Here is an 8,722-nt window from a genome sequence, read left to right on the forward strand (position 1 = left end):
TCAAGGAAGTTTGTTGCCATGCCGCGCAGACTTGGACATTGGATCAACCCCACAGGAGTAGCGCGATGAGCATCAATGAACAACTTCAGGCCGTGAAAGACGCCGAGTTTGAGTCCCTCGCCAGCATGGCGGGCAAAATGATGAATGGCTTCGAAAAACTGGTGCAACTCAATCTGCAGGCCTTGCGCGAGGCCGGACAGAACGCGACCGAGACCATGCGAGCGACTCTTGCTGCGAAAGATCTGCCGGGGTTGATGAGTGCCCAGGCCGAAAATCCGCTGCAGGCGAACGGCCAGCGGGTAATGCTCTATACCCAGCAACTCGCCGAGATTGCAGCCAGCACCCAGAGCGAGCTGGCTGCGGCGCTGAACCGCAGCATGGTGCGCATGGCACAAGCTCTGCAGAACATGCCGCAAAGCGGCAGTGGCACTGCACCCGTGGGCGGGGGCGATCCGGCGGCGATGATGCAAAACCTGATGAATTTCACGACCCAGGCTTTTGAAGTGATGCAGCAGTCGCAAAAGCAGGCCAGCAAGATGGTGTCGGACAGCGTGCAGAACCTCGCGCAAGCGGCCAGCAAGGCAGCTGAAGCTGCGCCCCAGCCATCGCGCAAGCGGGCGACCTGATGCCCACTGGCAGGGGACGTGTAAACGTATCGTGTTTCGGGTTCTCTCCGTTGGCTACTTCTCGGCGATCCAGCGGGCAATCGATGGCCAATGTTCATTCAAGGTGCGCGCACCCATGAACAATCCGATATGTCCACCCGGCACCGTTTTCTTCACAATGCGGGACTTGGGTGTCCCGATATATTTGGCGGCGCCGAGCACCTGCTCGGGCGTGGTGATGTCGTCATCCGCGCCCGCCAATAAATAGACCGGGCACTTGATGTCGCGCAGGTTGAGCCTGCGGCCGAGACCGACAAACTTGCCTTTGGCGAGCCGGTTCTTCATGAATATCTGGGTAATGACCTGAAGGTACCAGCGCCCCGGTAGGTCGATCGGATTTTCGTACCAGCTCTCGAACGTCTCTTCCTTCTTGAGGTACGCCCGGTCGTCCATGTGTTCGTAGAGATCGACATGGTCCTGAATATAGTGCTGCTCGGGATGCATGTTTTTCCAGCCTTGCAGCATGTATGCGCCCTTCATCAGCCCCCCACCCATGGCCACCAACTCTTCGTAGAACGAGGCCGGGGATTTGTGCACCATCCGCTTGATGGGGCCCTTGCCGGCATCGGTATCGATGGGGGCGCCCGCCAGCACCAGCTTGTTGACCTTGTCGGGGAACCGCGCCGCCACCATCGCAGAGACCCAGCCGCCCTGGCACAGGCCGACCAGATTCACCCGTCCGCCCAGGTCGTCAATCGCAACCACCAACTCCGCCAGGTAGTTGTCGATCTCCAGATCCTTCATGTCCTGCGTGGCCGGCTTCCAGTCGGTAAGCGCCACATGGCCGACGCCGTTGGCCAGCAATGTTTCCACCAGGCTTTGGCCCTTGTGGTAGTCCGCGATCATGGCGGTATGCCCGGCATGGGGAGCGTCGACCAGCGTCGGAATGCCGCCCGGCTTGCCATACTCGCGCAACACCATGGTGCGCAGATCGAGACGCACCTTGTTGCGTGTCGCAAGCTTGGGACGCAAGTCGTGGTGAATCCTGATTTCCTCGTCGACGAATTTGAGATTCTTGGCGTAGAGCTCGGTCCCTTGCTCCAGCAACTGGGCCGCCATGGTGATCGGCCAGAACGCGGGCACGCTGGTTAGCGACAGGTTGGGCAATTTTTTGGGGGGAGATTTTGGCATGGATGATCCTTGGTATGACATGTCGGAATGTTGCGGTCAGATGATCATGGCATTCTTGACCTGGATCACGCTGCGCTGGGAATTTTTAGCAAAATTGACCTGTAGCCATTATGGGGTGTGCACATGTAGCTATTTATTTAGTAGCATTCAGAGTTCAACCGGGGCTGGCCGACGGGCCCGGACCCCGGTCTGCAAGCCGATGCGCTGATTGCCTGAGGCGGCAGATACTACGATCGCGCTCACACCTTCCAGCGCCAGTCGCGCACCTCCGGCATGTCCTCGCCATGCTCGCCGATATACAGCTTGTGGCGCCCCATGGTCGTCCAGTAACGCGCCGTCGCCTCCTGCACCTGATCGCGCAGGCGCGGGATTCGCCCGATGGCATCCAGCGCGAGCTGATAGCGGTCCAGGTTGTTCAGCACCACCATGTCGAACGGCGTCGTGGTCGTACCTTCCTCCTTGTAGCCGCGCACATGAATATTGTCATGGTTGCGGCGCCGGTAGGTCAGCTTGTGGATGACCGCGGGGTAGCCATGAAAGGCGAAGATCACCGGCTTGTTGGTCGTGAACAACTCATCGAAATCCCGGTCTTCCAGACCATGAGGATGCTCCGATGGGCGCTGCAACACCATCAAGTCCACGACGTTGACGACACGGATGCGGATGTCGGGCACATAGTCCCGCAACAGCGTGACGGCAGCGAGCGCCTCCAGGGTCGGCACATTGCGGGCGCAGGCCATGACCACGTCGGGGTCGCCGGCGTCGTTGCTGGACCACTGCCAGATCCCCGCGCCTGCGGTGCAGTGGCGCACGGCCGAGTCGATGTCGAGCCACTGCCACTCAGGCTGTTTACCGGCGACGATCAGGTTGATGTAGTTGCGGCTGTCCTGCAGGTAGATCTGCCCGACCGAGCGGTAGTTCGCCGCGCGCCAGTAGGCGTGCATCTTTTGCACCAGTTCGGGCGACAGGGGCTCGGGCGTCAGGTTCTCCGACAGGGGTTGCAAGCGCGATCATCGCTCACTGTTGCACGGCGGGCCAGTTTGCCGCGCCGTTCAGCGAACCGGTCATGGCCGCTTGCCAGGCCTCAAGTGCCGGCTTGATCCCGCTTTCAGCTTTCGTGTCGAATAGGCGGTTCACGCAGCCCATCATCTCGAACTGGGTTTTTAGCGCATTTGCCATCAATGCCTGCCAGTACTCGGCTGCCTCCTGGAAATTTAAACGCAAGAGGTCCGACTGGATGGCCAGCAAGTCGGCTGGCTCGCACGTCTCGCGCAGCCTTTGCGCCGCCGCCTCGTGGTACGCGCACGCCTGATGTGCGGCCTGATGCTGAATTTGCCGCATGGCTTCAGAGCCGCGGAACAAGGCACATGCACTTTCGATTGCCAGCGCAAGCTGTTGACGGCCAAGGTCGGCCAGTCGATTCACGGGCGCGAAATTGACGGCTGCGGCCTGATGATTCGGCGCAGAGGGAGAAGTTTTCGAACTCATGGAAGTCCCTTCGAGGTTGAGGAAAAAATGGGTCAGCGCCGCGTAACCAACCTCTGGCCATGCTCGTATTCAGCCTGGCACGAGGCACAAAAAGGCGCGGCGGGCAGGGCCGCAAGGCGTCGCAGGTCGATCGCCTCGCCGCAACGCATGCAAAATCCATAGCTCTGGTCCTGCAGGCGGCGGCGTGCATCCAGCACGTTCTGCAACTCCTGGGCGGCATGCTCCACCTTGATGTCGTCGACCATGGCCAAGGTCTGCCCCGTGGCCACATCCTTGAAATCCACTACTTCGTGCTGTTCCGCTCCCGCAGTCTCATCGGTCAAATTGTCGGACGCATGAAGAATCGTGCGCAGTTCTGTCTCTCGCTGCGCGAGCAGTTGACTGAAACGAGGCGCCAACTGCGCGTTGTATGTTTCCATAAAAGGATCCTTGCTATTAATAATTTCATTCTGGAAGGTCCCCGTGTTGACGTCCTTGATCTAGAGCAAGGTTGGGCGCTGCCCTGGCGTTAATCTGCACGCATCAGGCCAGGCGGCCCATTGATCTGAAAGTAAAAGGATTTTCATGAGCGTTCGAAATCTGGAAGCCCTATTCCAGCCCGCCTCGGTGGCGGTGATCGGCGCCTCCGACCGCAAGGGGAGCGTCGGATCGCTGGTGTTGCGCAACCTCAAGCTTGGCGGGTTCAAGGGTCCCCTCTGGCCAGTCAACATCCGCCATGCCATCGTAGACGGCGGCCCGGCCTGGACAGACGTCGCATCGTTGCCGCAGGCGCCCGACCTGGCCGTGATCTGCACGCCGCCGGGCACCGTGCCGGAACTGATTGCCGCCTTGGGCCGCAAGGGAACGCACGCCGCCATCGTGCTGACAGCAGGGCTGAAGCAGCCGCCCCCACAGGGTGGCCCCTCGCTGGAGCAAGCCATGCTGGAGGCGGCGCGGCCGCACCTGCTGCGCATCCTGGGGCCCAACTGCATTGGTGCGCTGGTGCCCAGCGTCTCGCTCAATGCCAGCTTTGCGCCTGGCAATGCCAAGGCAGGCCGGCTTGCGTTCGTGACCCAGTCCGGTGCGCTGGCCACCGCCATGCTGGATTGGGCGAACAGCTCCAATATCGGGTTCTCGCATTTCATCTCGTTGGGTGACAGCGCCGACGTGGACTTCGGCGATGTTCTGGATTACCTCGCGAGCGATGCGCAAACCCGGGCCATTTTGATGTACGCCGAATCCTTCAAGTCGGCGCGAAAGTTCATGTCGGCGGCGCGTGCGGCTGCGCGCAACAAGCCGGTGATTGTGGTCAAGGCCGGGCGCGCGCCCGATGGCGCCAGGGTTGCTGCCTCGCACACCGGGGCCCTGGCGGGCTCCGACGCCGTGGTCGATGCCGCCATCCGGCGCGCCGGCATGTTGCGGGTGGATACGCTGGAGTCGTTGTTCGATGCCGCCGAAACCCTGTCCCACGCGCGGCCCTGGCGCGGCGATCGACTGGCCATCCTCACCAATGGCGGGGGTGCCGGAGTGCTGGCGGCGGACGCCCTGCAACTGGGCGGCGGCCGGCTCGCCCGTCTGAGTGAGCAGACGATGGGCGCCCTCGACCAATGCCTGCCGGCCACCTGGTCTCATGGCAACCAGATCGACATCATTGGCGATGCGCCGGTCGATCGTTACCGAGACGCATTGCGCGTGCTGCTGGCGGCGCCCGAGGTCGATGCCGTGCTGTTCATGCATGCGCCAACGGCCATCGTGCCCGCGGCAGAGATCGCATCGGCGTGCCTGACGCTCATCGGGGAATCCAACCGGCCGGTGCTCACCTGCTGGCTGGGCGGCGGCGCGGTCGCGGCGGCGCGCGCAGCCTGCACCGGGGCGGGCATTGCCTGCTACAACACGCCCGAACGCGCCGCTGCGGCGTGGCTGCAACTGGTCGACTACGCGCGCAACCAGGAAGCCCTGCAGCAACTTCCGGCCGCCGCGCTGGAGGGCTTTCTGCCAGACACGCTGATGGCCGGTTCACTGCATGAACAGGCGCTGCAAGACGGCCGCGCGTGGCTCGACGGAGCCGGCGCCCAGGCGCTGCTGCGCGCCTACGGCATTCCCGTCGTGGAAACCGTGCAGGTCGGCGATGTGGAGCAGGCGGTGGCTGCCGCCGCGCAGATCGGCTATCCGGTGGCACTGAAAATTGTGTCGCCCCAGATCATTCACAAGTCTGATGTTGGTGGCGTTGCACTGGCTCTGGCATCTGCCGAAGAGGTCAGGGCGGCTGCCGTGAAAATGCGCGAACAGGTGGCGCACCTGCTGCCGCAGGCCGTGGTGCTGGGCTTCACCGTGCAGGCCATGGCCGAACGCCCCGGCGCGCATGAGCTGATTGTCGGAATTGCCACCGATGCGGTGTTCGGCCCGGTCATCCTGCTGGGCGAGGGTGGCACCGCCGTCGAACTTCGCAAGGACCACGCGGTGGCCTTGCCGCCACTCAATGCCAGCCTGGCCGGTGAGATGATTACCAGAAGCCGGCTGGAGCCCTTGCTGGCGGGTTACCGCGGCCGCCCGGCAGCGGATCAGAAGTCGCTCGTGGACACATTGCTGAAGGTGTCGCAAATGGCCTGCGATCTGCCCTGGCTGGCCGAACTCGACATCAACCCGCTGCTTGTCGATGAGCGGGGCGTGCTGGCCGTGGACGCGCGTGTCAGGCTGCGGCCGGTGGCGCCAGGCGAGGGCAGCCGGCTTGCCATTCGTCCGTATCCGTCGGCCCTTGAGGAACACATTGAAGTGGCAGGCCACGATCTGCTGGTACGCCCGATTCGTCCCGAAGACGGCTGGCGCCTGATGGACTTTTACGCCAAGACATCGCCCGCTGACATGCGCCTGCGCTTTTTCATGGCGCGGCGCGAAGTGCCGCATTCAGAGCTGGCGCGCTACAGCCAGATCGACTATGACCGCGAGATGACCTTCGTCGCGCTCGCGACCATGGACTCGGGCGACCGGATCATGGCAGGCGAAGTGCGCGCGGTGTGCGACCCCGACAATGTGCGGGCGGAATTTGCAATCCAGGTGGCCTCCCACTGGCAGGGCAAAGGCCTGGGCCGGCAGTTGCTGGACAAACTGATCCGTTACTTGCGCGAACGCGGTACCGCCGAAGTGGTGGGGCAATGCCTGGCGGAGAACCTGGGCATGGCAGCGCTGGCGCGCCAATGCGGCTTCGAGGTTTCGATCGAGCCGTCACGGGACACCATGGCGCTGCATCTGCGGCTGCGCTGAATTCAACCAAACTCTGGAGTAGCCGATGTCCACCTACCATCAGATTCTCGTGCCGGTCGACGGCAGCCCCGTCTCGGAGGCGGCGCTGCTCGAGGCCATCCGATTCGCCCACTTGACGGGCGCCAGATTGCGGCTGGTCCATGTGGTGGATGTGCTCCAGCATGTCAGCGGCTTTGAGCCGCCAGCCAGCTACGCCAACGACATCCTCCCGCGCATGCGCGCAGCTGGCGAAAAAATGCTTGCGCACGGGCGGCAAATGGCGCTGGACCAGGGTGTGCAGGCCGACAGCGTGCTGATCATGGAGGCGCCGGGGCGGCTCTGCGACCAGGTGGCCGAGCAGGCCGCGCAGGTCAAGGCAGACCTGATCGTGGTGGGCTCCCATGGCAGGCGCGGTATCGGCCGGGCATTGCTCGGCAGTGACGCCGAGCAGATCGTTCGATACGCCCCGGTGCCGGTGCTGGTCGTGCGCGCTGTCGGTGCGCCGGCCTGAATCAGTTTGCCGGCACCGCTCTTCTTCGCAAGATACTATGGAACTGCGTCTGCGCCGAGCGTTGCGTGGACCCTGTTCCTCCCGTCAACTGTCGGTATTCCGGGTTTCAGCGGCCCAGCGGCAACATTCGCACGAGCGTGTTGTCGCGTATCACGTAGTGATGAAGCAGCGCCGCAGCAGCGTGCAGGCCGATCAGGTAATAGCCCGCCGTACCGATGGTCTCGTGGATATCCTTGATGGATCCGGCCAGCGCCTTGTCGGCACCGATCAGCGCCGGAAGCTGCAGACCGAAAATCCCAATGGGCGAGCCCTTGGCGCTGAGAACGAGCCAGCCGAGCAGCGGCATGGCGATCATGAAGACATACAGTGCGACATGTATCGCCCCCGCCAGACGCCGCTGCCAAAGCGATATTTGCGGCTCGATGCCAGGCGGCGGCCCGGAAAGGAATCGAATCGCGAGGCGTATGACGACGAGTGCCCAGACGCAAAGGCCGAGCAGGTAGTGCCAGGTCTTCAGGTCGGCCCTAAGCTGGCTGCCCTTGGGGAATACATCGGCCAGGTTGATGAACGCGTACACGCCGACCAGCAATAGAAGCATCAGCCAGTGCATGCCGATCGATGGCGATCCGTAGCGGTCGGTGGTGTTTTTCCAGCTCATCGCGTTTCCCTGCAGTTGGATGTGGGCTGCGAACTCGATCGCCGCTTTGACGGGACCCATCGCTGGTGCGGATATTGGCAGATTCGGCGGTGGCTCCATTGACCCAAATCAACACTTGAATGATGTGGCCAGAGCAGAATGCGGGCGAAGGGGGGCTGGGTCGGCGCGATGGTCCGGCGCCATGCGAATGATGCCCTGGCGGCTTGGGCGTGAGCCGCATCAAGACAAAAGTTCAAACAATGAAAATATAAGAAGTGTTGATCTGCTGTGACCGCTCGTTCGACTGAGAATGAATCGGCGTCGCCTCCTCGCGAGGAGGCGACGCCGGTCGGCCTGACTGGCGCCGAGGCCACGCAGCGCCTGGCCGCCGACGGCCCCAATGTGCTGCCGGGCAGCGCGCCCAAGTCCACTTGGGCCATCGTGCAGGGTGTGCTCACCGAGCCCATGTTCCTGATGCTGCTGGCCGCCGGCGGCATCTATCTGGTGCTGGGCGACCGCGCCGAGGCGCTGTACCTGCTCGGCTTCGTGTTCGTCGTGATCGGCATCACGCTGGTACAGGAACGCAAGACGCAGCGCGCGCTCGAATCGCTGCGCGACCTGTCCGCCCCGCGCGCGCTGGTCATCCGCGACGGCCAGGAGCAGCGCATTGCCGGGCAGAGCGTGGTGCGCGGCGATCTGCTGGTGCTGCACGAGGGCGACCGGATTGCCGCCGATGCGCAGCTGCTGGACGGCCAGCTGGAGGTGGACGAATCGCTGCTCACCGGGGAAGCTGTGCCCGTAGCCAAGCTGCCAGCAGCGCAGGACGCGCAAGCGTTTGCAACCATGGGGGCGCCGGCCGCCAGCGCCGGGCCGCCCCAAGCAAGGCCCGCCCCCTTGGGGGGCAGCGCAGCACACGAAGTGGCAAGCGTGGGGGCGCCGGCCGCCAGTGCCGGGCCGCCCCAAGCGAGGCCCGCCCCCTTGGGGGGCAGCGCAGCACACGAAGTGGCAAGCGTGGGGGCGCCGGCCGCCAGCGCCGGGCCGCCCCAAGCGAGGCCCGCCCCCTTGGGGGGC

9 protein-coding genes are annotated in these 8,722 nt (G+C 63.6%); 4 read left to right on the forward strand and 5 right to left on the reverse strand.

Translation table 11 applies throughout. The features are described from left to right. Positions 1-65: 65 nt before the first annotated feature. Positions 66-626, forward strand: coding sequence for a TIGR01841 family phasin (phaP, locus tag B0E49_RS08110; RefSeq protein ID WP_077561681.1), 561 nt, complete (start codon positions 66-68; stop codon positions 624-626). 54 nt (positions 627-680) lie between these two features. Here the strand turns inward: phaP and B0E49_RS08115 are convergent, their stop codons facing one another. The 4 genes from B0E49_RS08115 to B0E49_RS08130 form a co-directional block, all read right to left on the reverse strand. Next, entirely contained in the window at positions 681-1,796 is a 1,116-nt protein-coding gene (locus tag B0E49_RS08115; protein WP_077561682.1) for an alpha/beta fold hydrolase, read from the reverse strand. A gap of 239 nt (positions 1,797-2,035) precedes the next feature. After that, on the reverse strand, positions 2,036-2,800 hold the full coding sequence (locus B0E49_RS08120) for a phosphoketolase family protein (protein ID WP_174571080.1): 765 nt from the start codon (positions 2,798-2,800) through the stop codon (positions 2,036-2,038). 13 nt (positions 2,801-2,813) lie between these two features. Further along, positions 2,814-3,284 (reverse strand): phasin family protein, encoded by a 471-nt coding sequence (locus B0E49_RS08125; RefSeq protein WP_077561683.1) that lies wholly within the window; start codon positions 3,282-3,284, stop codon positions 2,814-2,816. Between the two features lie 32 nt (positions 3,285-3,316). Continuing rightward, positions 3,317-3,703 (reverse strand): TraR/DksA family transcriptional regulator, encoded by a 387-nt coding sequence (locus B0E49_RS08130; RefSeq protein ID WP_077561684.1) that lies wholly within the window; start codon positions 3,701-3,703, stop codon positions 3,317-3,319. Positions 3,704-3,848: 145 nt separating this feature from the next. Between B0E49_RS08130 and B0E49_RS08135 the strand changes: the two genes are divergently transcribed. Together B0E49_RS08135 and B0E49_RS08140 are read left to right on the forward strand one after the other, a co-directional pair. Continuing rightward, the gene (locus tag B0E49_RS08135; RefSeq protein ID WP_077561685.1) at positions 3,849-6,524 is read left to right on the forward strand and encodes a bifunctional acetate--CoA ligase family protein/GNAT family N-acetyltransferase; all 2,676 of its coding nucleotides are present in this window, start codon (positions 3,849-3,851) and stop codon (positions 6,522-6,524) included. 25 nt (positions 6,525-6,549) lie between these two features. Next, positions 6,550-7,014, forward strand: a complete 465-nt coding sequence (locus B0E49_RS08140; protein ID WP_077561686.1) for a universal stress protein — start codon at positions 6,550-6,552, stop codon at positions 7,012-7,014. 106 nt (positions 7,015-7,120) lie between these two features. Here B0E49_RS08140 and B0E49_RS08145 read toward each other — a convergent pair whose 3' ends face one another. After that, on the reverse strand, positions 7,121-7,672 hold the full coding sequence (locus tag B0E49_RS08145) for a cytochrome b (protein ID WP_077561698.1): 552 nt from the start codon (positions 7,670-7,672) through the stop codon (positions 7,121-7,123). Positions 7,673-7,939: 267 nt separating this feature from the next. Between B0E49_RS08145 and B0E49_RS08150 the strand changes: the two genes are divergently transcribed. Next, the coding region (locus B0E49_RS08150) for a P-type ATPase actuator domain-containing protein (protein ID WP_286137879.1) at positions 7,940-8,722 on the forward strand (783 nt) is incomplete at its 3' end.

The sequence above is a fragment of the Polaromonas sp. C04 genome, assembly GCF_002002705.1.
In the GTDB taxonomy this organism is placed as follows: Bacteria; Pseudomonadota; Gammaproteobacteria; order Burkholderiales; family Burkholderiaceae_C; genus Rhodoferax_A.